Origin of the sequence: Pseudomonas sp. OG7, from assembly GCF_014192825.1 — a bacterium.
GTDB lineage: Bacteria > Pseudomonadota > Gammaproteobacteria > Pseudomonadales > Pseudomonadaceae > Aquipseudomonas > Aquipseudomonas monteilii.
In genome coordinates, this window is record NZ_JACHYK010000002.1 from 81,120 (window position 1) to 107,611 (window position 26,492).

A 26,492-nucleotide genomic window follows, 5' to 3' on the forward strand; every position below is an offset into this window, starting at 1 on the left:
GAGCCCACCGATGTTCAAGACCATCGAAGCACACGTACGACAGCAGGTCGCCCCCGCCGCCCTGCGCGCCGAATTCCGCCAGCACGAATTCGAGTCCATGCGCCCGTTCTGCCTGCTGGTGTTCTGCATCAGTATCCTGATCTGGCTGGTCTTCGACCTGATCGTCAGCTTCCTCGGCGGCCAGGGTTTCACCTGGCTGTCCTACCTGTTCATCGCCCTGCTGGGCTGCCTGACCATCGTGCTGCGCTTCACACGGCGCAGCCATCACTTCGACGTGCTCAACCTGCTGTTTATTACCGTCATCACCTTGGGCATGCGCCTGGTGATCGAAGGCATCCCGGTAGCCCTGCGCCCGGTGTGGCTGGTGCTCGGCGTCTCCACCGTGCTGTATGCCGTGTCGGTGCAGCCGGTGCGGCGCTGGTCGTTCTTCTGCGCCATGGTCATCACCTGGGTGATGCTCAACCCCTTCTACCACACGCGCATTGAACCGGACGCACTCGAAGGCGCCATGCTCATCAGCTACGCCATTTTTCTCAGCAGCCTGGTGAGCTACAGCTACCTGCAAATCCGCAAGGCCAAGCTGCACAATTTCTACCTATCGAAGGTGCTGCTTGAGCAGGCTTATGTCGACGCCCTGACCGGAATCCCCAACCGCCGCTCGTTCATGGCAAAAACAGAGCAGCAATTGAAACGGGCGACGCCCAGGCAGTATCTGGCGATGGTCGACATAGACAATTTCAAGAAGGTCAATGACCGTTTTGGCCACGACGTGGGTGACGAAGTGCTCAGACGCGTGGCACTGCACATCAAGGCGGCGATGGTCGATTCCGAGTTTGCAAGATTGGGCGGTGAGGAATTTGCCATTTTTCTTGAAGGGCTCGACCAGCAAAGTGCTGAACAGCAGGTGGAGGCATTGGTACGCAGAGTGCGTGAAGATGCAGGCACACACCCGGTAACCATCAGTATCGGCCTGGCGCAGGTGTCCCCAGGCGATACGTTGACCATGGCGCTGATCAAGGCTGACCAGGCGCTGTATGAAGCCAAGCACACGGGCAAAGACCGGTTTGTGTTGTGGACTACCCGGCTGGCAGCCGAATCCTGAACTGCGCACCGCCCAGTGCCGACTGCGCGACCGTCAAGGTCCCGCCCTGCCCCTCGATCGCTCGCCGGCTGATCGCCAAGCCAAGGCCAAACCCGCCGGTGTTGCGATCGCGGCTGCGGTCCAGGCGGTAGAACGGTTGGAAAATCCGCTCGCGCTCCTCAACCGGTATGCCAATGCCGTCATCCTCCACTGTCAGCAGGCAGGCACCATCGCCCTCCAGCCGCAGGCGCAGCAACAGGCTTTCATCGCAATAACGCATGGCATTGCGCACCAGGTTCTGCACCGCACGCGCCGTCAAGCGCGGGTCCAGCACGAACCGGGGCAGATTACCCTCGGCCTGCACTTCCCAACGGATACCCCGGCCATCGAGTTCCTCGGCAAAACCACCGAGCACGCTGTCGACCAGCTCCAGCAACGATACTTCAACCCGCTCGCGGGCCTGGTCAGCATTGTACAGCCGGCTGTACGACAGCAGTTCCAGCACCAGTTCATCCAGCTCACGCACATGCCCCACCAGTTCCAGCAGACGTTTGCGGCTGGCCGGCGGTACTTCGTCGAACAGCAATACCAAGCCGAAATCCAGCCGGGTCAGGGGTGTGCGCAATTCGTGCGACACTGCATTCAGCAGCTCGCGCTGCTGGTTGACGTGGCGCTCCAGGTCGCTGGCCATGGTGTCGAACACGCCGGCCAGCTCACCAATGTTGGAATGCGGCGAAATGTGCGTACGTTCGGCCATCTGCCCCTGGCCCAGGCGCCGGGCGGTTTCCTTCAGGCGCTCCAGGTCGCGCCAGTGCGGCCATACCCACAGCAGCAGGCACCCCAGCATGGCCGCACCGATCAGTACGGTCACCCCCCACGACAACACGTTGATGTCCAGCGGGTCTGGCGGTGAGTGCAGGCGCACCAGCCATTCCTTGTCCAGCGGTGCCAGCACCGTTTCGTAGTAACCCCACTCGGCAATGCGCACCGCGTACAAACCATGCTCCAGGCGCGCCTGTTCCTCATCGCTCAGGCTGGCCTGGTCAATGCGCAGCAGTTGCAATTCCAGCGGCGCGAAATCGCTGGCCAGTTCTTGCGCCACGGCTGGCCACTGCTCGCGCGGGGCCTGGCGGAACTGGCGCACGATCAACGCCTGCACGCCCTTGGCCTGGTCCAGGTTGTAGGCCATGAAGCGGTCGCGGAACAGGCCGACAATGGTGTCGGGGATGAACAGCAACGCACCGGCGTAGGCAACGATGATCACCAGGTACAGCCGCACCAGGATCTTGAGCATGGTCGATCAGCACTCCCACTCGACACGGCTGAACAAGTAACCCTTGCCCCACACGGTCTTGATCTTGCGTGCTTCGCCGGCGTTGTCGTCGAACTTGCGCCTCAGTTTGGAGATGGCCACGTCCACGGAACGATCGGTGCCATTGAACTCGATACCGCGCAGTTGTTGCAGGATACGGTCGCGGTTCATCACCTCGCCCGCATTGCGTGCCAGCACCACCAGCAGGTTGTACTCACCACTGGACAGCTCCACTTCTTCGCCACGCCAGCTGACCGTGCGCTCGGCCAGGTCGATGCGCAACCCCCCGATCAGGATCAGGTCGTGGTCCAGGCGCGGCTCATTGATGCTGCTGCGACGCAGCAGCGTACGCACCCGGGCCAGCAGCACGCGTGGTTCACAGGGTTTGGTCACGTAATCATCGGCCCCCATTTCCAGACCCAGTACCTGGTCATGGCTGTCATCACGAGCCGTCAGCATCAGGATGGGCAGGCTCTGCGACTCCTGGCGCAACAGGCGGCACAGTTGCAAGCCGTCGATGCCCGGCAGCATCAGGTCGAGGATGACCAGGTCCGGCTTTTGCCGGCGGTACTCGTCCAGCACATGGTCTCCCCGGGCGATCACCTGGACATGAAAGTCGTTGCGTTGCAGGTAGCTGGCGATCAGTTCGGACAGGGCGCTGTCGTCTTCGACCAGGAAAATATTCGGCATAGGCGATAGAGAATCCGGGTGCAGGTGTACGCAGAATATATAACCCTACCGGCCCAGAGGATTGATCTTCACACTTTTTCACACTCACCCTACAGGTATTAACAGCCGCCAGTGCAACAGCTGCCGTAGCATACACCCGGTCATCATCGGAAGATCCGCATGCCTACTAACTTCCCCCCTCGCCTGCGCCCAGTGGCGCTTCTGACGTTTATGAGCTTGTCCCTGGCCGGCTGTGGCGACAGCGCCGAGCAAGACGAAAAGGCCCCTACCCCGCAGGTGCGGGTGGAAACCCTGCAATTGCAGCCCTTGGCGATAAGCAGCGAGCTCAGTGGCCGCATTCTCGCCCCGCGCACCGCCGAAGTGCGCGCACGGGTCGCGGGCGTGGTACTCAAACGCGTCTACCGCGAAGGCAGTGACGTGAAGCAAGGCGATGTGCTGTTCCTGATCGACCCGGCGCCATTCAAGGCCGACCATGACAGTGCCCGCGCCACCCTGGCCAGGGCCGAGGCCACCCTGTACCAGGCACGCCTGCAAGAGCAGCGCTACCGCGAGCTGGTCGACGACAAGGCCGTCAGCCGCCAGGAATACGACAACGCCAAAGCGAGCTTCCTGCAGGCCGACGCCGACGTGGCCGCCGCCAAGGCCGCCCTGGAGCGCACCCGCCTGAACCTCGGCTACGCCACGGTAACCGCGCCGATTTCCGGCCGTATCGGCCGCGCCCAGGTCACCGAAGGCGCCCTGGTCGGGCAAAACGAAAGCACGCCGCTGGCGACCATCCAGCAGCTGGACCCGATCCATGCCGACGTCACCCAGTCCACCCGCGAGCTCAACGCCTTGCGCCGCGCCTTGCGCGCAGGCGAGCTGCAGCAGGTGGGCGACGGCCAGGCCCGCGCCACGCTGATCCAGGACGATGGCAGTGCCTACCCGCTGCCAGGCAAGCTGCTGTTCTCCGACATCAGCGTCGACCCCAGCACCAACCAGATCACCCTGCGCAGCGAGTTCCCCAACCCGGACCTCGACCTGCTGCCCGGCAGCTATGTGCGTGTGCGCCTGGAGCAGGCCGTACAACCCAAAGGCCTGAGCGTGCCGCAGCGGGCCATCCTGCGCGACAGTGCCGGGGTGCCCAAGGTGCTGGTGGTCGACGCACAGGCCCGGGTCAGCGACCGCCAGGTGGTACTGGGCAGCGCCCAGGGTGATCGCTGGGTCGTCAGCGAAGGCCTGACGCCAGGCGAGCAGGTGGTGGTCGAAGGCCTGCAACACGTCAAGGCCGGTGACCAGGTGCAGGTCGACAACGCAACGGGCACAGCGCCCATCGCACAGCACACCGGCCAGTGAGGGCCTGATTCATGCCGCAATTCTTCATCGACCGCCCGGTGTTCGCCTGGGTGGTCGCACTGTTCATCCTGTTGGCCGGCGCGCTGGCCATCCCGCAGCTGCCGGTAGCCCAGTACCCGAACGTGGCCCCGCCGCAGGTGGAAATCTACGCCGTATACCCAGGCGCCTCCGCCGCGACCATGGACGAAAGCGTGGTCAGCCTGATCGAGCAGGAGCTCAACGGCGCCGACAACCTGCTGTACTTCGAGTCGCAAAGCAGCCTGGGCAGCGCCACCATCACCGCCACCTTCGCCCCGGGCACCAACCCGGACCTGGCCCAGGTTGACGTGCAGAACCGCCTGAAGGTGGTCGAGTCGCGCCTGCCGCGCCCGGTCACCCAGCAGGGCCTGCAGGTAGAAAAGGTGTCTACCGGTTTCCTGCTGCTGGCCACCCTCACCTCTGAAGATGGCAAACTCGACGAAACCGCGCTGTCGGACATTCTCGCGCGCAACGTGATGGACGAAATCCGCCGCCTCAAGGGCGTCGGTAAAGCCCAGCTGTACGGTTCGGAACGCGCCATGCGCATCTGGATCGACCCGCGCAAGCTGATCGGCTTCAACCTCACGCCCAACGATGTGGCCGAGGCCATTGCCGCGCAGAACGCCCAGGTCGCGCCCGGCAGCATTGGCGACCTGCCCAGCCGTGGTACCCAGGAGATCACCGCCAACGTGGTGGTCAAGGGTCAACTGAGCACGCCCGAAGAGTTCGCCGCCATCGTCCTGCGCGCCAACCCGGACGGTTCCACGGTCACTATCGGTGACGTTGCCCGGGTCGAGATCGGCGCCCAGGAATACCAGTACGGCACGCGCCTGAATGGCAAGCCGGCCACCGCGTTCAGTGTGCAGCTGTCGCCGGGGGCCAACGCCATGGAAACCGCCACCCTGGTGCGGGCGAAAATGGAGGACCTGGCGCGCTACTTCCCGGAAGGCGTCAAGTACGACATCCCCTACGACACTTCGCCGTTCGTCAAGGTGTCGATCGAGCAGGTCATCAACACCCTGTTCGAAGCCATGCTGCTCGTGTTCGCAGTGATGTTCCTGTTCCTGCAGAACCTGCGCTATACGTTGATCCCGACTTTGGTGGTGCCGGTGGCGCTAATGGGCACCTTCGCGGTCATGCTGGCCATGGGTTTCTCCGTCAACGTGCTGACCCTGTTCGGCATGGTGCTGGCCATCGGCATCCTGGTCGACGACGCCATCGTGGTGGTGGAAAACGTCGAACGCATCATGACCGAAGAAGGCCTGCCGCCCAAAGAGGCTACGCGCAAGGCCATGGGCCAGATCAGCGGCGCGATCGTCGGCATCACCCTGGTGCTGGTGGCGGTGTTCCTGCCCATGGCTTTCATGCAAGGTTCGGTGGGGGTGATCTACCAGCAGTTCTCGGTGTCGATGGCGGTATCGATCCTGTTCTCGGCATTCCTGGCTCTCAGCCTGACCCCGGCGCTGTGCGCCACCTTGCTCAAACCGGTCGCCAAGGGTGAGCTGCATGAACGCAAGGGCTTCTTCGGCTGGTTCAACCGCCGCTTCGAAAGCCTGAGCAATGGCTACCAGGGCTGGGTGATGCAGGCGCTCAAGCGCAGCGGCCGCTACCTGCTGGTGTACGCGGTGCTGCTGGCGGTGCTGGGCTACGGTTTCAGTCAGTTGCCCACAGCGTTCCTGCCCACCGAAGACCAAGGCTACACCATTACCGACATTCAGCTGCCACCCGGCGCCAGCCGCATGCGCACCGAACAGGTGGCCGCGCAGATCGAGGCGCATAACGCCGAGGAAGCGGGCGTAGGCAACACCACGCTGATCCTGGGTTTCAGCTTCTCGGGTAGCGGGCAGAACGCAGCACTGGCATTCACCACGCTCAAGGACTGGTCCGAGCGTGGTGCCGACGACAGCGCCCAGTCGATTGCCGACCGCGCGACCATGGCCTTCACCCAGCTCAAGGATGCCGTGGCCTATGCCGTGCTGCCGCCGCCTATCGACGGCCTGGGCGAGTCCACCGGCTTCGAATTCCGCCTGCAGGACCGTGGGGGCATGGGGCACGCCGCGTTGATGGCTGCCCGCGACACGCTGCTGGCCAGTGCCGGCAAAAGCAAGGTATTGACCAACGTGCGTGAAGCATCGCTGGCCGAAAGCCCGCAGGTGCAACTGGAAATCGACCGCCGCCAGGCCAATGCCCTGGGCGTTTCGTTTGCCGATATCGGCTCGGTACTGGACGTGGCGGTGGGCTCCAGCTATGTCAACGACTTCCCCAACCAGGGCCGCATGCAGCGGGTGGTGGTGCAGGCCGAAGGCGACCAGCGCAGCCAGGTCGAAGACTTGCTGAAAATTCACGTGCGCAATAACAGCGGCAAGATGGTGCCACTGGGCGCGTTCGTCCAGGCCAAGTGGGTGAGCGGGCCGGTGCAGCTGACCCGTTACAACGGCTACCCGGCAGTGTCGATTTCCGGCGAACCGGCAGCAGGCTACAGCTCGGGCGAGGCGATGGCGGAAGTCGAGCGCCTGGTCGCCCAGCTGCCGCCTGGCGCCGGCCTGGAATGGACGGGGCTGTCGCTGCAGGAACGCTTGTCCGGCAGCCAGGCACCGATGCTGATGGCGCTGTCGTTGCTGGTGGTGTTCCTGTGCCTGGCGGCGCTGTACGAAAGCTGGTCGATACCCACCGCTGTGCTGCTGGTAGTGCCCCTCGGCGTATTGGGTGCGGTGCTGGCCGTGACCCTGCGCGGCATGCCCAACGACGTGTTCTTCAAGGTTGGCCTGATTACCCTGATCGGTCTGTCGGCGAAAAACGCCATCCTTATCATCGAGTTCGCCAAGCACCTGGTCGACCAGGGCGTGGATGCCGTCGACGCTGCGGTGCAGGCCGCCCGCCTGCGCCTGCGCCCCATCGTGATGACCTCGCTGGCATTCATCCTCGGCGTGGTACCGCTGGCCATCGCCAGCGGCGCCAGCTCGGCCAGCCAGCAGGCCATCGGTACCGGGGTGATCGGCGGCATGCTCAGCGCCACCTTGGCGGTGGTGTTTGTGCCGGTGTTCTTTGTAGTGGTGATGCGGCTGGCGGGGCATCGCCAAGCGCATTACGCCGACACACAACCGGTTGCCAAGGAAAGCTGACTGGACAAGCCCCGCGTGACATGGGAGGGTTCCCGGCAATGACTGCCCGGAGCCCTTTTTCATGCCTGATTCACTCCCCCCCTGCTCCACCCTCATCCTTGCCGGCGGCCGTGGCCAGCGCATGGGCGGCCGTGACAAGGGGCTGATCGAATGGAAGGGCGAACCGCTGGTGGCGCATGTGCAGCGGGTGGTGCGGCCACTGAGCGACGACCTGGTGATTTCCTGCAACCGCAACCAGGAGGCCTACCGGGCGTATGCCGACCAGTTGGTGGGCGATGCCGAGGCGGACTTCCCCGGCCCGCTGGCGGGGGTGATTGCCGGGCTCAAGGTGGCGCGGTATGAGTGGGTGGTGCTGCTGGCATGCGATGCGCCGCAGGTTGACCGCGCGTTGATCGAGGATCTGCTGCGGTTGGCAGTGGCGAATGACAGTGCGGCGATGGTGCGCCAGGGTGGGTATTGGCAGCCGATGTTCAGCGTGCTGCCACGGCGGGTGCTGCCGATGCTGGAGCAGGCTTGGGCACAGGGTGAGCGGAGTTTGCAGAGGGCCTTGCTGCGCGAGTCGGTTCAGGGGTTGGAATGTACCGAAAATGATTCCCGGTTGAGCAACTTCAATAGCTCGGAGTTGCTGAAAGGCTGAAGGCATCTCCCGCCTGTTCCGGCCTCTTTGCGGGCGAGCCCGCGAAGAGGCCGGAACAGGCAGTAAGTCATCCGGCAGACAATTCCTCGACACTGATCTCTCGCATCCTGAACTTCTGTACCTTGCCAGTCACCGTCATCGGAAACTCGTCGACAAAGCGGAAGTACCGGGGCACCTTGAAGTGCGCAATCCGCGCCCTCGCCCACTCACGCAGTTCATCCTCACTGGCGGTATGCCCCGGGTGCAGCCGCACCCAGGCCACGATCTCTTCGCCGTACTTGCTGCACGGCACGCCAATCACCTGCACATCGGCCACCGCCGGGTGGGTGAAGAAGAACTCTTCCAGCTCGCGCGGGTAGATGTTTTCGCCGCCACGAATGATCATGTCCTTGCTGCGCCCGACGATGCGCACATAGCCCTGCTCGTCCATCACCGCCAGGTCACCGGTGTGCATCCATCCCTCTTCATCGATACTTTCGGTCGTGGCCTTGGGGTTGTTCCAGTAACCGAGCATCACGCTGTAGCCACGGGTACACAGCTCGCCTATCTCGCCACGCGGCACGGTGTTGCCGTCAACGTCGACCACCTTGTTCTCCAGCCGTGGCTGGGTACGACCGACACTGGTCACCCGGCGCTCCAGGTCATCGTCCGGCCCGGTCTGCAATGACACCGGGCTGGTCTCGGTCATGCCGTAGGCAATCTGCACCTCGGCCATGTGCATTTCGCCGATTACCCGGCGCATCACCTCGATCGGGCAGGTCGCACCGGCCATGATCCCGGTGCGCAGGCTCGACAGGTCGAATTCCGCGCGTTGCGGGTGGTCCAGTTCGGCGATGAACATGGTCGGCACGCCATACAGCGCGGTCGCCTTTTCCTCTGCCACAGCGCGTAGCGTGGCCAGTGGGTCGAAAGCATCGTTGGGGTAGATCAGGGTGCTGCCGTGGGTCATGCAGCCAAGGTTGGCCATGACCATGCCAAAGCAGTGGTACAGCGGCACCGGCACCACCAGCCGGTCGTGCTCGGTCAGGCCCAGGCTTTCGCCGACCATGTAGCCGTTGTTGAGGATATTGCTGTGGCTGAGGGTCGCGCCCTTGGGGAAACCGGTGGTACCCGAGGTGTACTGGATGTTGATCGGGTCGTCGCAGCGCAGTTGCGCCTGGCGCTCGGTCAGGGCCTCACGGCTGATTGCGTCGGCACGGGCCTGTAATTCATGCCAGGCCAGAAATCCTGATGGTGGTGCGGCCGCCAGGCTGACCACGCCGCGCAGCTCCGGGAAGCGCTCGCAGATCAGCGCCCCCGGCTGGCCTGTACTCAGGCCCGGCACCAGGCCCAGCAGCATGGCGTGGTAGTCGGAGGTCTTGAACGCGTCGGCGCAGATCACCCAGCGGCAGCCGGACTGGCCCAGGGCGTAGTCCAGCTCGCTGGAGCGGTAGGCCGGGTTGATGTTGACCAGGATCGCGCCAACCTTGGCACTGGCGAACTGGGTGATGCACCACTCGGCGCAGTTGGGTGCCCAGATGCCCAGGCGGTCGCCGGGTTGTACGCCCAAGGCCATCAGGGCGCGGGCGTGCTGGTCGACTGCAGCGGCCAGTTGGCGCCAGGTGTAGCGCAGGGCTTGGTGGCGGACTACCAACGCTTCGCGGTCGGGGTAGCGGGCGACGGTCGCGTCGAAGGCATCGCCGATGCATTGGCTGAGCAGGGCTTTGTCGGGGTTGCCCTGGGAGTAGCTTGGCTGGGGCATGGGTGTTCTCTTGTTGTTTTTGTATTGTCTGAGCCGGCCTCTTCGCAGGCTTGCCCGCGAAGAGGCCAACACCGATCTAGCGGATGAACACCTGCGGCGTCGTGGTCGACATGTCACCACCCGGCAACTTGATGTTGTTCACTTTCTCCAGCGTATCCGGGTTGAACACCGCCAGGTCGTTGAAGGTGCCGCCCAGGTACAGTTTGTCGCCCTTCTTGTCGAAGGTGACGCAGTAATAGGTGTGCTCCAGATTAGCCGCCTTGATCAGCTTGCGCTGCTTGATGTCGTACTTGGCCAGGCGGTTGAGCACGCCGTAGATCTGGTTCGGGTCCTTGGGCGAACGCAAGCCGGTGAAGTACAGCTCGGTCAGGTCGGCGAACTCCTGCGTGTGGGTCTTGCCGGTCTTCAGGTCGACGCTCAGGTAGCCGTACAACAGCTCGGCCTCGTTCGGGTCCTGCTTGGCATCCTTGAACTTGGCAATGGTGTACAGCATCGAGAACTCGTGGCGGGGGTTCTGGTGCGGCCAGAAGTACAGCACGTCCGGGGCGCTGTAGCCTTTGCGGTTCCAGTTGCGCAGCGGCAAGGCCACCGAATGCTTGCCGGTCTTCACGTCCATCTTGTAAATATCCGGCCCGGCAAAATACAAGGTGCCATCGTCGGCGGTACGCATCAGGTACACCTGACGCGGCATCGGGAAGGTCCGCACTGGCTTTGCCTGCAATCCATCGGCGGTGTTGAACACTTCCAGCCGTGGTGGCTTGACCACGTAGTGGTCGTTCAGCATCTGGGTCGGGTTGACCGTGGCGTACACTTCCTTGCCGTTGGGGCTGATGGCGAACGAGTACATCGACCGGCCCACTTCGCCTGCCACGCTGGACAGGTTGGCGTGGAAGGTGTTCTTGCAGGTGTCCAGGTCGATGCCGTAGATGTCACCGTAGTGGTTGTTCAACACGTAGGCAGTGCGGTTGTCCGGCGCCATCATTGCGGTGCCGGGGCCGAACTTGTCGGGCATGACGCAGCTCTTGTACACCGTATCAGTGGCCACATCGACCACATGCAGGTTGTTCGGGTAGTTGGTCACGATCATGTATTCGTGGCCAGCCTTCAGTGCCGGCCCGGTATCGTCGGCCTGTGCCAGGCCGGTACACGCCATGGCGGCGATGGTGAGCGCGAGTGACGCGCAGCGTCCAGCTTTCATGCGGTTTCCCCTTGTCATTCTTGTTGGGCCGGTCACTTGTCTTTCGGGAACACAGTGCCGAGGTTGCGCCAGTCATCCGCCGAGTTGGTGGCCTGGGCGTTCCAGTCCTGATAGGTGCTCATCATGTCCGGCACCTGGGCCGGCCACCAGCAAGGGTCGGAGCAACCATACAGGTCGGCTTCCATCGGCTGACACAGCGAGCTCACGCCACCAAAGGCGTCCACTTCCCAACCCGGGTCGGTGGTGGCCGTACAGCCGGCCACTGCACTCATGGCCATGACTTCTTCGACGCGGTCTTCGGCAGCGGCCTGTTCGAGGATGCGCGCCTTGTTGTTCAGGGGCTTCAAGTGCTTCATGTCAGTGCGCCTTCCGCGGAGTGATGTAGCGATCGATGAAGGCCGGGTTGGCGGCCATGATGCGGCTGTAGACTTCGATGCCGAAGTCGACCCAGTCGCGCATCAGTTCGCAGTAGTGATACGTCGGGTGCTGCGGGTCGCCGTAGCGCGCATAGCTTTCGTGGTAGCAGCCGCCAGAGCACAGGTTGCGGATACGGCAGCTCTCGCAGCCGGTGTTGCTGCGGTCCAGGCGCTGCGACAGGAAGTTGTTGAGCTGCGCCTGCTTCACGCCCTGGTGCACGTTGCCGAAGGTCGGCAGGCTAGAGCCGGTGAAGCGGTGGCACAGGTTCAGCTCGCCTTCGTGGTCCACCGCCAGCATCTTCAACCCGGCGCCGCACGGCAGCGCCTTCTTGTGGCCTTCGTGGATGTCGGTAATCAGCTGGTGCAGGTTGGAGAATCCGATGTTGCGGTGCTCCAGCGCCGCCTCCAGGTACTTGCGGCCCAGCGCTTTCATATTGGCGAACACCTGCACCAGCTCTTCGCCAGTGAGGTTGAAGTCGGCCATGTCGCCGGAGGTGACCGGGGCAAAGCCCACTTCGGCGAAGCCCATTTCGTTGAACAGGTGGTTCCAGATGGTCTCGACGTCGGTGATGCCACGGGTTAGCGTGACCCGCGCGCCCACCGGGCGGCTGGTGTAGCGCGACAGCAGCAGGTCGGCCTTGCGCCGCACCACGTCATAGGTGCCCTGCCCGCCCACGGTGATGCGGTTGCGGTCGTGCACGGTCTTCGGGCCGTCGATGCTGATCGACAGGCCGAAGCGGTGGGCGTTGAGCCAGTCGATGATCTCTTCGGTCAGCAAGGTGGCGTTGGTGGTCATGATGAACTCCACCGCTTTGCCTGCCTCGGCGAAACGCCGCTCGCAGTAAGCCACCATGTGCTCGATCAACGGCCGGTTGGACAGCGGTTCGCCACCGAAGAACACCACGCTGTAGCGGTCCTCGTTGGGCGATTCCTTGAGCAGCATCTCCACCGAGGCTTCGGCGGTGGCGGTGCTCATCTTCTTGCCGGCGGACGGTTTGTCCAGGTCTTCCTTGTAGCAATAGGTGCAGCTGAGGTTGCAGCCGGTGTTGACGTTGAGCACCACGGTATTCAGCGCAGTGCGCTCGACCTGCCTGAGGGCGATTTCCGGGGTCAGCGGCGAGCCGTCGCTGACCAGCTCCAGCGCGATCAGTTCGCGCAGGGTGTCCTGGATATCGTCGCCGGCAAACTGCTGGCCCAGGCGCTGCATCAGCTCCTCGGCCGAACAACCTTGCTGGCGCAAGGCGTCGATGATGCTGCCTGTCACGGCATCTGTGGCAAACAGCGAACTGCTGGGAATATGGAACAGCATGCGGTCGGCATCGACCTGCACTTCATGCAGGTTGCGTTCGACCAGGTTCAGTAGCGCGCCCATGGCGACCTCCCGATAATCGATCCGTTGGAAAACCGTTGCGCCCTGCCGTTACGGCAGCGGCGGGTTGTTCCAGCGCTGAACGGTGACGATCATGTGCCCTTCGCCAGTCTGGCCACCGTCGGCCAAGGTGGCGATGACCTTCAGGTTACCGGCATTGTTGGTCATCATTTTGCGCTCAGGGTTGGGGCCGGCACCGCCTGGCACGAACACGCCATCGGCCTGCATCTTGCCGGCGAACTTCACGTCCTCATCCTCGACCGCACGTTCGTTGAACGGCTCGACTTTCCAGGTGGCTGGCAGGTAGCCGATGCGCAGAGGCTGGCCGCTGGCGTCTTTACCCCAGGCCTCGGCTTCGAAACGGCCCTGCACTTTCGGTACCGAAGCACCGTTCTCGCCAATGCGGGCAATGGAGAATGCCGGCACGACCTTCACTTCCTCGACCTTGTCGTATACCGCCAGGCTTGCACCTTTGAGCGCGCCCACTGCAACCTCGCGCTGGCCAGGCTTGGCATCGGCGGCTGCGCGGGCCTTGACCCGCACCAGGGTCGGGGTTTGCTCCAGCACTTCGGTCACCTCCACCCCGGCACCCAGGTCGGGCTTGCCGTCCAGGCCGCTGCCTACCAGGGTGATCTCGCTTTCGCCGCCCGCCTTGATAAATGCCGGCTGTACGGCAAGCAGGCGTGCCTTGCCTTCCTTCACCGCAGTGAAGTCCAGGCCACGTTCATCGTGCTCGGCCTCGAACATGCGGCCTTTCATTTCGCCATCCAGTGCCGCGAACACCTGACGCAGGTTGGCGTCTCCCACTTTGACGTTGCCGCGCCATTCATAGCCGTTGTACAGGATTGCCGTGCCACTGCCGTTGAACGGCGTGCCATCGGCATAAGCGCCCTTGACCTCCACCTTGAAGGTATCGCCCTGGTCGGCGGTGACGCTCATCACCCCGCGCACATCGCCCTTGGCCAGCATGTGCCCGCTGAAGGCCCATTGCCCCGGCAGCACATCGGCGCTCGGCTTGGCCTTCTGCCACTCGGCCCAGGCCGGGTTGTCCAGCGGGTAACGCTTGGCAAGTTCCGGTACCACCTGTTGCAGGGCAATCGGCAGCCAGTCGCGGTCACGCGCCTGGGCCTGGTATTCGAGGGACGGCCATTGGCCGAGGTGGAAGTTGACCAGGTGCTCCCATTCCTTGGCCGGGCGACGCTGCAAGGCCACGCGGGCACCGGAGTGGCAACGGCCACAGGTTTCACTGAGCTGGGTATCGAAGTGCTCGACGGTGTTCAGCCGGCGTTCCATGGCGTAGCGCACACCATCGGTTTCGCTGGGCGCCAGGCCCTGCTTGTCGGCCAGGTACTTGACCAGCGTGCGACGGTCGTCGTCGCTGATCTGCAGGCCGTGCATCACCTGCATGCGGGCGATGCTCATCAGCCAGCCTTCCGGCGTTTTTCGCTGGTGGCTGATGCGGCTGTAGGTATCGTTGCCTTCGGGGATATGGCACCCCATACACTTGTTCTGCAACAGGCTCGGGCCCTGCTCGGCCGCCATGGCCTGGGTGCTCAGCAGCGCGGCGGCGACCAGCGCCAGTTTGCCCGCATGCCGCCGGAGTCGAGTCGTCTTCAAGGTCAGACCTCCACGGTTGTTGTTCTTATCGTTTTTCGCACGCTTTGGTACAGCAGGTGTGCATGTGGCAGTAGTGATACAGGAACTGTGCCAGATGCTGCAAAAGCGTTGTCTTTCAGGCTTTTAGGCCGTTTTCTGGTCTTGGCCAGCATCCAGGATGGCTAATTGCAGCGTGCCATTTCGCGACAGGGTGTTTCATCCTGAGACAGGGCCTGCTGCACAGGCCTTCGCGGGCTCGCCCGCTCTCACAGCAATTGCGAAATGCCTGAGTACAGCCACTGTTTCACCACCGTCTCACAGCGTCTCAATGTGCAACAGCGCACACCTGCAATCACAGCCTTGCACCCAGGCAAAACCCAATGCCTTCAACACCTTGCGACCAATTGCCCACCTTGGCACGGCCATTGCGCCTGTGCCCGTCACACCCAATGACAAGAGGCACAGCCCCATGCTTTCTGAACTGCCCATCCTGCCCGCCACCCGCGCCTTTCTCGAACGCAAGCTGAAGATGCGCATCGGCGCCGACTGGCAGGAGGCCGCCAGCGGTCGCACCCTGTCGTTCCGTAACCCGGCCACTGGCGAAGTGCTGGGTGAAGTGCCCGCCGCCGAGGCCGAAGACGTCGACCGCGCCGTGCGCGCCGCACGCCAGGCCTTCGACGACTCGCCATGGAGCCGCCTGCGCCCGCGTGAACGGCAAAACCTGCTGTGGCGCCTGGCCGACCTGATGGAGCGCGACGCCCGCCAGCTGGCCGAGCTGGAATGCCTGAACAACGGCAAGAGCGCCGCCGTGGCTCAGGTGATGGACGTGCAGTTGGCCATCGATTTCCTGCGTTACATGGCCGGCTGGGCCACCAAGATCGAGGGTAGCACTGTCGAGGCCTCCATGCCGTTGATGCCCAACGACCAGTTCCACGGCTTCGTGCGCCGTGAGGCCGTCGGCGTGGTTGGCGCCATCGTCGCGTGGAACTTCCCGCTGCTGCTGGCCTGCTGGAAGCTCGGCCCGGCCCTGGCCACCGGCTGCACCGTGGTGCTCAAGCCAGCAGATGAAACCCCGCTGAGCGTGCTCAAGCTGGCCGAACTGGTCGACGAAGCCGGTTACCCGGCGGGCGTGTTCAACGTGATCACCGGTACCGGCCTTAATGCCGGTGCCGCGCTCAGCCGCCACCCCGGCGTGGACAAGCTGACCTTCACCGGCTCTACCGAAGTCGGCAAGCTGATCGGCAAGGCGGCCATGGACAACATGACCCGCGTCACCCTGGAGCTCGGCGGCAAGTCGCCAACCATCGTCATGCCCGACGCCAACCTGCAGGAAGCGGCTGCGGGTGCGGCCACAGCGATCTTCTTCAACCAGGGCCAGGTGTGCTGCGCCGGCTCGCGCCTGTATGTGCACCGCAAGCACTTCGACAACGTGGTGGCCGACATCGCCGGCATCGCCAATGGCATGAAACTGGGCAGCGGCCTGGACCCGGCCGTGCAAATGGGGCCGCTGATTTCGGCCAAGCAGCAGGACCGCGTCACCGGCTACATCGAGCTGGGTCGCGAGCTGGGCGCGACCATCGCCTGCGGAGGCGAAAGCTTTGGCCCGGGCTACTTCGTCAAGCCGACGGTGATTGTCGATGTCGACCAGCGCCACCGCCTGGTGCAGGAAGAAATTTTCGGGCCGGTGCTGGTGGCGATGCCGTTCGATGACATCGACGAAGTGATCGGCATGGCCAACGACAACCCCTATGGCCTGGGCGCTAGCATCTGGTCCAACGACCTGGCAGCGGTGCACCGGATGATCCCGCGTATCAAGTCGGGGTCGGTCTGGGTCAACTGCCACAGCGCGCTAGACCCGGCATTGCCATTTGGTGGCTACAAGATGTCTGGCGTCGGCCGTGAGATGGGCGCAGCGGCCATCGAACATTACACCGAGCTCAAATCGGTGTTGATCAAGCTCTGACCTCCTGCCTGTGCCGGCCCTTCGGGTTCACCCGCGAAAGGGCCGGCACAGGCAGCCCCAAAACAACAATAAAAAACCATGGAGCACACCATGAGGCACACTCTCGCCTGCACGCTGACCCTGCTGATCACCGCCCCCTTCACCCAAGCCCACGAGCTGTACAACCACAACGGCACCACCCTCAACGCCGACCTCGAAGCCCTGTTTGGCGTGTTCCACAGCGACGAAAGCTTCAACCAGGCCGGCAACCGCCAGCCCGGTAGCACCGCCTGGCAGGAGGGCTACGTCAAATACGGCCTCAGCGGCAGCCAGGCCCTGCCCGATGCAGGCGCATTCTACGGCGCGTTCAACCTGCTCAGCTCCGCCACCTGGGGCGACGGCGACGCCGCCGGCCTGACCTTGGGCGACGAACGCCGCACCGCCATCGAAGACCTTTACCTGGGCTGGCGCTCGGCCAACCTGTTCCCGGCTTTGGGCGAAGATGGCGTAGACATTTCTGGCGGCCGCCAGGTGGTGACACTGGGTGACGGCTTCCTCATTCAGGGTGACCCGGTGAACCTGGGCAAGGTCGACCTGGGCGCCAACTTCGACCGTGGCGGCGCCTACTACCTGGCCGCCCGTAAAGCCTTCGACCGCACCGCAGTCCTGCGCCTGGGCGGCAAACAAGGCTGGCGCGGCGACCTGATGTGGCTGAAGTCCGACAACCATTACCAGGCCGACACGTCGCTGGCAGTAGCCAACCTGGAACACGTCGCCGACGCCGGCACCGTGGGCCTCAGCTGGATACGCGGCCTGGACGTTGACCAGCGCTACGCGCAGATCATGGGTCTGGAGCACCGCGACGGCATGGACACCGCCAGCCTGCGCGGGCGCGGTAACCTGGGCGTGAAAGACCTGGAGCTGGCCGCCGAATACGTGACCCAGGACAAGGCCGGCGGGCGTGAGAATGCCTGGTACCTGGAGGGCAGCTGGACGTTCTCCGAGCTCCCCTGGTCGCCCACCGCCACCTACCGCTACAGCCGCTTTTCCGAAGGTTTCGACCCACTGTTCTATGGCCTGAGCCGGGGTTATGGCACCTGGTTCCAGGGTGAAGTGGCGGCCAACTATGCCGGGCCGTTCAACAAGAACAGCCAAGTGCACCACATGGCGCTCAAAGGCAAGCCGCGGGACAACCTGACTGTGGGCGCACTGTACTTCGACTTCGACACGCTGGACACGGACCCGGGCAACCTCGGCGGGCGGGAGCTGGACCTGTATGTGGAATGGATGGTCAACGACCACCTGCTGATCAGCCCGTTGGTGGGGTTCTACAAGCCGGAGCGCAGTGCGGATAATGGGGGCACGCAACTGGGTAGCCGGGATACCGGAGCCTATATGCAACTGATTGTCGGCACCTTCTTCTGACTCAAGGCCCTATCGCAGGCAAGCCAGCTCCCCCGGTACTGCACAAAGCCTGAGCCTTGTGCAGTACCGGGGGAGCGCACTCAGCTGGAAAAGCTGCTAGCCCCTTGACTCAACGCCTCCTCGACAAAGTCCAGGCGGTCCTGCCCAAAGAACATCGCCTCACCCACAAAACAGGTCGGCGCACCAAACACCCCACGCGCCACAGCCGCTTCGGTCGCCTGCTTGAGCGCCGCCTTCACTTCACCGTCAGCCGTCAGTGCGTGAAAAGCCTGTGGATCGAAGCCTGCCGCTGTCAGTGCTTCATCCAGAACGGCGCTGTCGCCCAGGTTACGCCGCTGCCCCCACAGCCCATTGAACAGCGCCGACAGCAATGACTCGAACCGCTCCGGTGAATGCAACTGGGTGCCGATCACGCCGCGCATCAAGCTCAGCGTATTGACCGGGAACCCCGGCGGCATGCCGAAGGGCACGCCATACCGAGCGGCAAAGCGCGCCAGGTCGGTGAACATGTAGCGGCCCTTGGCCGGGATCATGGCCGGCGAAGCATTGCCAGTCGCCTGGAAAACGCCTCCCAGCAAAATTGGCCGGTAGCGCAGTGTGGCACCCTGGCGAGCGCACAGGCCCGGCAGTTGCGTCCAGGCCAGGTAGCTGGCCGGGCTGCCCAGGTCAAAATAGAAATCGAGGGTGTTGTGCATGGGTTTCGGTCCTTGCTGGGTGAGAGGGGCTTACCAACGTTCCATCCAGGGGCGCAGGTCCAGTTCGAATGTCCAGGCGTCTCGCGGCTGGGCGTGCAAGAACCAGTAACTGTCGGCAATGTGCGCGGGGTCGAGGATGCCATCCTGATCCTTGAGGGCGTAACGCTCGGGGAAGCTGTCACGGATGAATGCCGTGTCGATGGCCCCGTCTACCACCACATGCGCGACATGGATGTTCCGCGGCCCCAGCTCGCGCGCCATGCTCTGGGCCAGGGCACGCAAGCCATGCTTGGCCCCGGCAAAAGCGGCGAACCCGGCTGCACCACGCGTGCCAGCCGTGGCGCCAGTGAACAGAATGGTGCCACGCTCACGTTGGACCATGCGCCGGGCAACTGCTTGAGCCGTGAGAAAACCGGCAAAGCAGGCCATTTCCCAGATCTTGAAGTACTTGCGCGGGGTTTCTTCAAGAATGCTGCAGGGAACATTGGCACCGATATTGAAGACAAACGCCTCGATAGGGCCAATATCACGCTCGATAGTCTCGACCAGCGCGGCCACTTCATCCTCCTTGCGCGCGTCAGAACCAAACCCATGGGCCTGGCCGCCGGCAGCGTGTATTTCCTCCAGCAACGGTTGCAGTTTTTCGGCCTGGCGCCGGGTCACGCAAGCGACATAACCCTCGCGGGCGAAGCGCTTGGCAATCTCACCCCCGGTGGCGTCGCCCGCACCAATCACCAGCACTACTTTTTGTTGTTCTGCCATGCCTGCCTCCATTGGTGAATGATCGTTTAGTAAACGAACGCTATGTTAAGATCGCGATCATCGTCAAGTCCGTGTGCAGAGGCATGTGAATGCGCTACTCCCATGAACACAAACAGCAAACCCGCGAGCGGCTGCTGGCCAGCAGCGGCGCGCTGGCCAAGCGGGGAGGTTTTTCCAGCACCGGCGTGGCCGGGCTGATGAAAGCGATCGGCCTGACCGGCGGCGCCTTCTACAACCACTTCCCGTCCAAAGACGACCTGTTCACTGAAGTGGTACGCCAGGAGCTGTGCAACAGCCCGCTGGCACGCCTGGCCAGTTCGGGGGCAAGCCGCGAGCGGCTGGGCCGTTGCCTGCAGCAATACCTGAGCCTGGCCCACCTGAACAATGCCGAGGGTGGCTGCCCGCTGCCGCCGCTGGGTGTGGAAATCGCCCGGGCCGCCGCACCCGTGCGCGAAGAGGCCGAGCACTGGCTGGTCAGCCTGCATCAGGCCTGGAGTGCAACACTGGAGGATGATCAACTGGCCTGGGTGCTCATCAGCCAATGCGTCGGTGCGTTGATGGTCGGGCGCATGCTGGCCACTGAGCGGGTGCAGTCGCAGGTGCTGGACGCAAGCCGCCAGTTTGTCGAAAAGGCTCTGCATGAAGCGGATTAGCCTGCTACTGGGCCTCACGCTGGCGCTGCCCGCGCTTGCCGAACAAGCGTGCCCACCCGGGCAATACCAAGTGTGCCTGATGGGGTGTTTTTGTGCACCGATAGACCCTGGTCAGGCCGGCCAGATTCTCAAGGATGTGGAGGTCATGGCGTCTTCCAGCCTGACGTTCGCCTTGCGCCAGGCCAGGGATGAGGCCACCGCCAACGGCGTCGAGCCAATCCCGCTGCATATCCGGGCGCAACTCGAACCTTGGTACGACTTTGCCGTGCTTGACGCAGCGCGCTTCCGGGTGGGTGACGAACAGCAGATGAGCGCGGCCAATGCATTGTTGCAAAACCCTGATGTGAACGCTGTGACGCTGATCGACACGATCATCTTCCGCCGGGCCGACGACGCCGAAAACAACGTGGCCTTGTGGGCGCATGAGCTCAAGCATGTGCAGCAATATCAGGAACTGGGGGTAGAGGAATTCGCCCGGCGCTATACGCGCGACTACGACGACCTGGAGGGACCGGCCTACAAGATCGAGGCAGAGGTGGGCAAAGCACTGCGCGAACGCGGCTCGGGCCAGGCCAGATAGCAGCAGCGGTGCGCGACGCTGTGGGCGCGTCCGCTGCGCTTGGTTTTTCAGGACGCCGCCGATGCCTCTTCTGCCACCTGCTCTCGGCTGGCATAACGCTGCGCCAACACCGCGCAGACCATCAGCTGGATCTGGTGGAACAGCATCAGCGGCAAGATCATCGCACCAATGCCGCTACCCACGAACAACACCTGGGCCATCGGTACTCCGGTCGCCAGGCTCTTCTTGGAGCCGGCGAACAGGATGGTGATACGGTCTTCCAGGTCAAAGCCCAGCACCTTGCTCAGCAGACGAGTGCCGAACAGCACCACCGCCAGCAAAATCCCGCACACGGCGAACAACCCGGCCAGATGCTGCGGCGATACCGTGTGCCACAGCCCGGTGACGACTGCCTCGCTGAAGGCGGTGTACACCACCAGCAAGATCGAGCCCTGGTCCACCACCTTGAGCCAACGGGCATTGCGCTTGACCCAGGCGCCGATCCAGCGCCGCGCAATCTGCCCCGCCACGAACGGCACCAGCAGTTGCAGGGTGATCTTCAGCACGGCATCCAGGCCAGAGCCGGTGTCGCCACTGGCGCCCAGCAGCATCATCACCAGCAACGGGGTAAGGAAGATGCCCAGCAGGCTGGACGCGGCAGCACTGCAAATGGCCGCCGGCACATTGCCACGGGCCAGCGAAGTGAACGCGATGGCCGACTGCACGGTAGCAGGCAAGGCACACAGGTAGAGCACGCCCAGGTACAGTTCATTACCCACCAGCGGCACGAACAGCGGCTTGAAGGCCAGGCCCAGCAGCGGGAACAGCACAAACGTGCAGGAGAACACCAGCAGGTGCAGGCGCCAGTGCCCGGCACCGGCAATGATCGCCTCACGCGACAGCTTGGCGCCGTGCAGGAAGAACAGCAGGCCGATGGCCAGGTTGGTCAGCCAACCGAAATACACTGCGCCATCGCCCGAGCAAGGCAGCACGGTGGCTATCAGCACCACCCCGAGCAAGGCCAGGGTGAAATTGTCGAATAACATGCGCAAATACTTCATCACTGTGTCCATCTTGTCATTGTGCAAGGGCAAACGATAAGGTCTGCGGCTTTTCGCCGCTAACGCCGGAACCCCCACTGGTATCGCTCAACGGACACGCTCCACAAAAGGACCCCCACCATGCCCCTCTCCCGCCTGGCCGCGCTCGCGGCCGCCATTACCCTCACCTTGGGCCATGCCAACGCCAAGGCCGATGACCAGCTGCAAGCCAAGGTAGACCGTATCATCCGCCCACTGATGCAGGCGCAAGGCATCAGTGGCATGGCCGTGGCCATCTACGCCCGCGACCACGCGCACTACTTCAGCTACGGCGTGGCCAGCAAGGCCGACAACGTGCCGGTGAGCCGTGACACGCTGTTCGAGATCGGTTCGGTGAGCAAGACCTACACCGCCACCCTGGCTGCACTGGCCAGTGCCGAGGGCCAGTTGGACCTCACAGCGCCGGCCAAGCGCTACCACCCGGCGCTGGCCGGCACGCCCATCGGCGACGCGACGGTGCTGGAACTGGGCGCCTACAGTGCCGACTGCCTGCCCTTGCAGTTCCCGGATGCAGTGCAAAGCCCGCAGCAGGTCGTCGATTTCTTCCGACACTGGCAGCCCCACGCCAAGCCCGGTACGCAACGCTGCTATTCCAACCCTAGCCTTGGCTTGTTTGGTGACCTTGCCGCCCGCGCGCAGCACCAGCCGTTCGCCACACTGATGACCGAAGGCCTGCTGCCGAAAATGGGCCTGGGGAACACGTACCTGCACATCCCGGCCAGCGCCCAGGGCCTTTATGCCCAAGGGTACGATGCCGCCGAAAAACCGGTGCGCGTTGGCCCCGGCCCGTACGCCGACGAAGCCTACGGCATCAAGACCAGTGCCAGCGACTTGCTGCGTTACGTGCGCCTGCAGATGCAGCCTGAAGGCTTGCCACCGGCACTGGTGAAAGCCATCGACATCACCCAGCAAGGCTACTTCCAGGTCGGCGCCATGACGCAGGGCCTGGGCTGGGAACGCTACCCCTATCCGGCAACCCTGGCCACGCTGGTCGATGGCAACAGCCCGCGGCTGATCCGTGAACCCCAGGCAACCACACGCTTGCAACCGGCCCTGCCCGCCCAGCCGGCTGCCTGGTACAACAAGACCGGTTCAACCAACGGTTTTGGGGCCTACGCCGCGTTCGTGCCTTCCGAACAGCTGGCGATCGTGTTGCTGGCCAACCGAAACTACCCGAACGAAGCGCGGGTGCGCGCCGCCTTCGAGATACTGTCCGGCCTGTAGTACGAGCAGCGATTGTCGAACAAAACGACAGAAATGTAGTGCCAAAAAATATTCACTACAAAATGGTTGACGCCGTTCATCGCCCTTGTGCATGATGAAGCCGTCTCCCCGATCGGGAGCGGTGGCAAGGGTGTTCCAGACGGCCTGCGCGGTAACGCAGGCCGTCCGTGGAGAGGGAAACTGTCCAAAAGGCAGCGTGAGAAAGCCCCTGTTGCGATGCTGCTGTAGCAGCCTTGGTAGTGCGCTACACCGTGGTAGCGCCAACTGTGAAAATCACCTACGAATGGGTAATGGGGGCTTTATGATGAACTTGAACAACAATCCGACTATCGACCAATTGGCCCAGCTGTTCGCCGTGCGCAAAGACAGCCTTGACGACCACCTGCTGTGGGTCAGCCAAACCGGTGAAGTGCGCCTCGACCGCCTGCCACCGAACACCGTCGAAGATGAATTTGAAGAGCACCTGCCCAGCATGCGTGCACGCTTCAAGGTCTACCGCCGTGGCCAGGGCTACGTCGGCAAGAAGGCCGCCGCCGACACCGAGTTCGTTGGCCGCGTGCTGCAGACCCTGCAACAAGAATGGCCCGCTGCCCGTGAGCAGCAGGCAGTCAAGGTGATCGAACCGCTCAATTGAGGGTTCCCGCCTATACCTGAGCCCGGCCCACTTTGGCCGGGCTTTTTCATGCCTGGCGCCGCTGGCTGCAGTTTTCTGGCAAGGGCAAGGCACCGGTTGCCATCGCCCGGGCGCGGTTGACACCCCATACCAGGGCGCGGGTCATGGTCTCACCCGGCCGTGTCGGGTAGTACTCCTCCAGCAGTGCGCGCCCATCTCCAGCGTACAACCCCAAAAACAGCTGGGTGGCCCCCAGGCGTGACAGGCGCACCTGCACATCCAGCGTGGTGCCGTCACTGAGGGCTTCATCGTGGCTGCGGCTGTGCAGTTGGGCGTCGGCCCACTGCCAATAGGTCTGTTCCCTGACTCGCATGAGCATTCAATCCTCCGTTACTGGAATGCCCCACCAGAAAACCACAACCTCGGCCAGCCGGCGAGTGCTACCCGGCAATGCCATGAGGCGGATCAACAAAGCGCAATAAAAACCCCGCCATTCAGCGGGGTCATGTAGGGGGCGGGATTCACTTCTTCAGCGGAACCCGCGGCATGAAGCGGCCTTTTTTGCTGCGCTGCAGGTGTGCAGGCTGGAGCTGTTCGGAATCATCCAGCGTCATGTGGGCGAAGCCCAGACGAAAGGCCGCCTGGCCGCAACGCACCTGGCTGTTGATCGGGAACGCGTCATTCAGGTCTTCGAAAAAGGATTCGCTCATGCCCTGTCTCCCTCCAGTGGCGGTCGCGTCGGCAACCAGAAGAGCTGCCCAGGAAACGCGGCCTGTGAAAATGAGACTAGCTGGTCATTTGCGGACCGCCCGGACAAGATTCCGGCACCCGACCAGTGGCAACCCGCTCTACTTCAAGCGCACTGCCGTACCGGTGGCAAATACCACGACCATACCGCCCTGTACCGACGGAATACTGATCTCGAAATCCACACCCACTACCGCATCGGCTTGCAACTGGCGTGCCCGAGCCTTGAGTTCTTCGGTTGCCTGCTCGCGCGCCTCGCGCAGCGCGCGCTCCAGGGTTTGCGAACGGCCGCCGAACACATCACGAAAGCGTGCAAAGAAATCGCGCACGAAGTTGATGCCCTGCACCGATTCGAAGCTGACCACGCCCAGGTATTCGGCAATCGGGCGGCCTTCGAGATGGCTGGTGGTAGAAATGATCATGGGTGCGCTCCGCTGGCCTGGCAAAAGAGGCCGATTCTAACAGAGCGCAGTCCGGCAGATGGGGCCGCTTTACGCGTTGGCCGCGCGCAAGCGTTGGCCAAGCCGCGCACCAAACACGTTCACCAGCAACCCGGCCATCACCAGCAATGCCCCCCAACCTTGGGTTGCGGTCAGCCGTTCGCCCAGCAGCAATGCCGACGAACTCAGGCCAATCACCGGCACCAGCAACGAAAAAGGTGCCACCTTGCCAGCCGGGTGGCGTGACAACAGCTTGCTCCACAAGCTGTAGCCAAGCATGGTGGCGACAAAGGCCAGGTACGCCAACGCCAGCACCGAGCTCCAGCTGATGTTGGCCAGCGCATGGCCAATGCGCTCAGGCCCTTCCAGCCACCAGGACAACGCCAGGAACGGCAACGGCGGGATCAGGCCGCCCCAGATCACCAGTGCTACCAGGTCAACCGAACCAAACCGCCGGGTGATGATGTTACCCAGGCCCCACATGGCACCGCCGCACAGGGTCAGCACCAGCGCCAGCATGGGTACATGGCCGCCGTCTTCGCTGCCGATCAATGCCAGGCCGCTGGCCGCCACCAGCAGCCCCAGCACGCTGGCCAGGCGCAGCCGCTCACCCAGGAACAATGCCGCGAAACCGAGGGTGAAGAACGCTTGCGACTGCAAAATCAAAGAGGCCAGCCCTGGCGGCATGCCGCTGTACATGGCCTGGAACAGGAAGGCGAACTGGCCCAGCGAAATGGTGGCCCCGTAGGCGATCAGCCAGCGCCACGGCAGTTTGGGCCGCCTGACCAGCAAGATCGCCGGAAACGCCACCAACAAGAAGCGCAATGCTCCCAGCAACATCGGCGGCAAGCCATCGAGGCCAACCTTGATGACCACGAAGTTGACTCCCCAGGCGACAATCACCACCAGGGCGATGAGCAGGTCCTTGAGCGGCATTGCGGGTTCCTTCTTCAGGCTTTTCTAGACATATTTCGTTACAGCATAAGGCTATTCCTTCGGCAGCGACCAGCACAGTTGTGGCCAAGGGTTGCGCAACAGTGACTGTTACTGCATCCGTTCAATCCCGAAAGCCAGGCGCGGTCTTTTCCAGCATCCGCAATAGCGCCGCCCATGCCAATTGCAGTGCATCCGGGTCCGCCAGCTCCCCCTGCTTCACCCCCCTGCCAGGGTCATTGAATTGCCGCTCGGTATGCGCGCACACCGCCGGGGGCGGAAAAACCAGTTGCCCGGCACTCTGCGCCGCCAACTGGATCTCGCAGGCTTTCTCCAGGTAATACATGCGTAGAAAAGCTTCGACCACGCTGCGCCCGGTTGTCAGCAGGCCATGGTTGCGCAGGATCATCACCGGCTTGTCGCCCAGATCGGCCACCAGCCGTTGCTGCTCATCCATGTCCAGCGCAATACCCTCGTAAGCGTGGTAAGCCACCTTGCCGTAAAACTCCATAGACATCTGGTTCACCGGCAGCAGCCCACATTCCAGCGCCGCTACTGCACACCCGGCCCGGGTATGCGTGTGCAGCACGCACTGGGCATCCTCGCGGGCGGCATGAATGGCGCTATGAATGACGAAGCCGGCCGGGTTGACCGAGTGCGGCGTGGGTTCCACCAGCCTGCCCTGCAGGTCGATCTTCACCAGGCTGGAGGCCGTGATTTCATCGAACAGCAGGCCGTACGGGTTGATGAGAAAGTGATGCTCCGGCCCCGGCAGACGCAGGGAAATGTGGGTGAAGATCAGGTCACTCATGCGAAAGTGCGCGATCAGCCGATAACAAGCCGCCAACTCCTGGCGCAAGTGCTGTTCCGTTGCGGTCATGGTC

The 26,492-nt window shown here is 63.2% G+C and carries 25 protein-coding genes; 10 read left to right on the forward strand and 15 right to left on the reverse strand.

Annotation, left to right across the window (positions count from 1 at the left end; translation table 11 throughout):
- Nucleotides 1–10: 10 nt before the first annotated feature.
- Nucleotides 11–1,102 (forward strand): diguanylate cyclase, encoded by a 1,092-nt coding sequence (locus FHW75_RS04810; RefSeq protein WP_027609809.1) that lies wholly within the window; start codon nt 11–13, stop codon nt 1,100–1,102.
- On the opposite strand, the gene FHW75_RS04815 is transcribed toward FHW75_RS04810, so the two are convergent.
- Both FHW75_RS04815 and FHW75_RS04820 read right to left on the reverse strand, forming a co-directional pair.
- Nucleotides 1,077–2,375, reverse strand: a complete 1,299-nt coding sequence (locus FHW75_RS04815) for an ATP-binding protein (protein WP_019099071.1) — start codon at nt 2,373–2,375, stop codon at nt 1,077–1,079. The two genes, FHW75_RS04810 and FHW75_RS04815, sit on opposite strands and share 26 nt — an antisense overlap.
- Nucleotides 2,376–2,381: 6 nt before the next feature.
- Nucleotides 2,382–3,083 carry a response regulator transcription factor gene (locus FHW75_RS04820; RefSeq protein WP_019099070.1) on the reverse strand — a complete coding sequence of 234 codons (702 nt, stop codon included), beginning with the start codon at nt 3,081–3,083 and terminating at the stop codon, nt 2,382–2,384.
- 159 nt (nt 3,084–3,242) lie between these two features.
- Here FHW75_RS04820 and FHW75_RS04825 point away from each other — a divergent pair, with 159 nt between their 5' ends.
- The 3 genes from FHW75_RS04825 (at nt 3,243) to mobA (ending at nt 8,195) form a co-directional block, all read left to right on the forward strand.
- Complete coding sequence (locus FHW75_RS04825; RefSeq protein WP_019099069.1) at nt 3,243–4,418, forward strand: efflux RND transporter periplasmic adaptor subunit; 1,176 nt, start codon at nt 3,243–3,245, stop codon at nt 4,416–4,418.
- Between the two features lie 11 nt (nt 4,419–4,429).
- Nucleotides 4,430–7,558, forward strand: a complete 3,129-nt coding sequence (locus FHW75_RS04830) for an efflux RND transporter permease subunit (protein WP_183673242.1) — start codon at nt 4,430–4,432, stop codon at nt 7,556–7,558.
- A gap of 61 nt (nt 7,559–7,619) precedes the next feature.
- Nucleotides 7,620–8,195: a molybdenum cofactor guanylyltransferase MobA gene (gene mobA, locus FHW75_RS04835; protein WP_183673244.1), complete on the forward strand. Its 576-nt coding sequence runs from the start codon at nt 7,620–7,622 to the stop codon at nt 8,193–8,195.
- 67 nt (nt 8,196–8,262) lie between these two features.
- On the opposite strand, the gene FHW75_RS04840 is transcribed toward mobA, so the two are convergent.
- The 5 genes from FHW75_RS04840 to peaA form a co-directional block, all read right to left on the reverse strand.
- Entirely contained in the window at nt 8,263–9,936 is a 1,674-nt protein-coding gene (locus FHW75_RS04840) for a fatty acid CoA ligase family protein (protein WP_183673247.1), read from the reverse strand.
- 76 nt (nt 9,937–10,012) lie between these two features.
- Nucleotides 10,013–11,134 (reverse strand): quinohemoprotein amine dehydrogenase subunit beta, encoded by a 1,122-nt coding sequence (peaD, locus tag FHW75_RS04845; RefSeq protein WP_183673248.1) that lies wholly within the window; start codon nt 11,132–11,134, stop codon nt 10,013–10,015.
- 32 nt (nt 11,135–11,166) lie between these two features.
- Nucleotides 11,167–11,490 carry a quinohemoprotein amine dehydrogenase subunit gamma gene (gene qhpC, locus FHW75_RS04850; protein ID WP_012272119.1) on the reverse strand — a complete coding sequence of 108 codons (324 nt, stop codon included), beginning with the start codon at nt 11,488–11,490 and terminating at the stop codon, nt 11,167–11,169.
- A 1-nt stretch (nt 11,491) separates the two neighbouring features.
- Nucleotides 11,492–12,922, reverse strand: a complete 1,431-nt coding sequence (peaB, locus tag FHW75_RS04855; protein WP_084297326.1) for a quinohemoprotein amine dehydrogenase maturation protein — start codon at nt 12,920–12,922, stop codon at nt 11,492–11,494.
- Between the two features lie 48 nt (nt 12,923–12,970).
- Nucleotides 12,971–14,536 (reverse strand): quinohemoprotein amine dehydrogenase subunit alpha, encoded by a 1,566-nt coding sequence (gene peaA / locus FHW75_RS04860; protein WP_019099063.1) that lies wholly within the window; start codon nt 14,534–14,536, stop codon nt 12,971–12,973.
- A gap of 448 nt (nt 14,537–14,984) precedes the next feature.
- Between peaA and FHW75_RS04865 the strand changes: the two genes are divergently transcribed.
- Both FHW75_RS04865 and FHW75_RS04870 read left to right on the forward strand, forming a co-directional pair.
- On the forward strand, nt 14,985–16,478 hold the full coding sequence (locus FHW75_RS04865) for an aldehyde dehydrogenase (RefSeq protein ID WP_019099062.1): 1,494 nt from the start codon (nt 14,985–14,987) through the stop codon (nt 16,476–16,478).
- Nucleotides 16,479–16,568: 90 nt separating this feature from the next.
- Nucleotides 16,569–17,882 (forward strand): hypothetical protein, encoded by a 1,314-nt coding sequence (locus FHW75_RS04870; protein WP_161751277.1) that lies wholly within the window; start codon nt 16,569–16,571, stop codon nt 17,880–17,882.
- An 80-nt stretch (nt 17,883–17,962) separates the two neighbouring features.
- Here the strand turns inward: FHW75_RS04870 and FHW75_RS04875 are convergent, their stop codons facing one another.
- Both FHW75_RS04875 and FHW75_RS04880 read right to left on the reverse strand, forming a co-directional pair.
- The gene (locus FHW75_RS04875; RefSeq protein ID WP_019099060.1) at nt 17,963–18,577 is read right to left on the reverse strand and encodes a 2-hydroxychromene-2-carboxylate isomerase; all 615 of its coding nucleotides are present in this window, start codon (nt 18,575–18,577) and stop codon (nt 17,963–17,965) included.
- 30 nt (nt 18,578–18,607) lie between these two features.
- A complete protein-coding gene (locus tag FHW75_RS04880) occupies nt 18,608–19,339 on the reverse strand; it encodes an SDR family oxidoreductase (RefSeq protein WP_019099059.1) in 732 nt (243 codons plus the stop codon).
- Between the two features lie 89 nt (nt 19,340–19,428).
- Here FHW75_RS04880 and FHW75_RS04885 point away from each other — a divergent pair, with 89 nt between their 5' ends.
- Both FHW75_RS04885 and FHW75_RS04890 read left to right on the forward strand, forming a co-directional pair.
- On the forward strand, nt 19,429–19,992 hold the full coding sequence (locus FHW75_RS04885) for a TetR/AcrR family transcriptional regulator (protein WP_019099058.1): 564 nt from the start codon (nt 19,429–19,431) through the stop codon (nt 19,990–19,992).
- Nucleotides 19,979–20,572, forward strand: coding sequence for a DUF4157 domain-containing protein (locus tag FHW75_RS04890; protein WP_025752978.1), 594 nt, complete (start codon nt 19,979–19,981; stop codon nt 20,570–20,572). The genes FHW75_RS04885 and FHW75_RS04890 overlap by 14 nt, the downstream gene beginning before the upstream one ends.
- A 47-nt stretch (nt 20,573–20,619) precedes the next feature.
- Here FHW75_RS04890 and FHW75_RS04895 read toward each other — a convergent pair whose 3' ends face one another.
- A complete protein-coding gene (locus FHW75_RS04895) occupies nt 20,620–21,612 on the reverse strand; it encodes a bile acid:sodium symporter family protein (protein WP_371105380.1) in 993 nt (330 codons plus the stop codon).
- Between the two features lie 120 nt (nt 21,613–21,732).
- Between FHW75_RS04895 and ampC the strand changes: the two genes are divergently transcribed.
- Together ampC and FHW75_RS04905 are read left to right on the forward strand one after the other, a co-directional pair.
- On the forward strand, nt 21,733–22,875 hold the full coding sequence (gene ampC, locus FHW75_RS04900) for a class C beta-lactamase (RefSeq protein WP_027609817.1): 1,143 nt from the start codon (nt 21,733–21,735) through the stop codon (nt 22,873–22,875).
- A 301-nt stretch (nt 22,876–23,176) separates the two neighbouring features.
- On the forward strand, nt 23,177–23,509 hold the full coding sequence (locus tag FHW75_RS04905) for a hypothetical protein (protein ID WP_003253895.1): 333 nt from the start codon (nt 23,177–23,179) through the stop codon (nt 23,507–23,509).
- A 46-nt stretch (nt 23,510–23,555) separates the two neighbouring features.
- On the opposite strand, the gene FHW75_RS04910 is transcribed toward FHW75_RS04905, so the two are convergent.
- The 5 genes from FHW75_RS04910 to FHW75_RS04930 all read right to left on the reverse strand — a co-directional run bounded on the left by FHW75_RS04910 (nt 23,556) and on the right by FHW75_RS04930 (nt 26,488).
- Entirely contained in the window at nt 23,556–23,867 is a 312-nt protein-coding gene (locus FHW75_RS04910) for a hypothetical protein (protein ID WP_025752985.1), read from the reverse strand.
- A 142-nt stretch (nt 23,868–24,009) separates the two neighbouring features.
- On the reverse strand, nt 24,010–24,198 hold the full coding sequence (locus FHW75_RS04915; RefSeq protein WP_003253897.1) for a hypothetical protein: 189 nt from the start codon (nt 24,196–24,198) through the stop codon (nt 24,010–24,012).
- A gap of 138 nt (nt 24,199–24,336) precedes the next feature.
- Entirely contained in the window at nt 24,337–24,657 is a 321-nt protein-coding gene (locus FHW75_RS04920; RefSeq protein WP_183673250.1) for a YbjQ family protein, read from the reverse strand.
- Between the two features lie 69 nt (nt 24,658–24,726).
- Nucleotides 24,727–25,611 (reverse strand): O-acetylserine/cysteine exporter, encoded by an 885-nt coding sequence (locus tag FHW75_RS04925; RefSeq protein ID WP_019099052.1) that lies wholly within the window; start codon nt 25,609–25,611, stop codon nt 24,727–24,729.
- Between the two features lie 121 nt (nt 25,612–25,732).
- Nucleotides 25,733–26,488, reverse strand: a complete 756-nt coding sequence (locus FHW75_RS04930) for a class II aldolase/adducin family protein (RefSeq protein ID WP_019099051.1) — start codon at nt 26,486–26,488, stop codon at nt 25,733–25,735.
- Nucleotides 26,489–26,492: the final 4 nt, after the last annotated feature.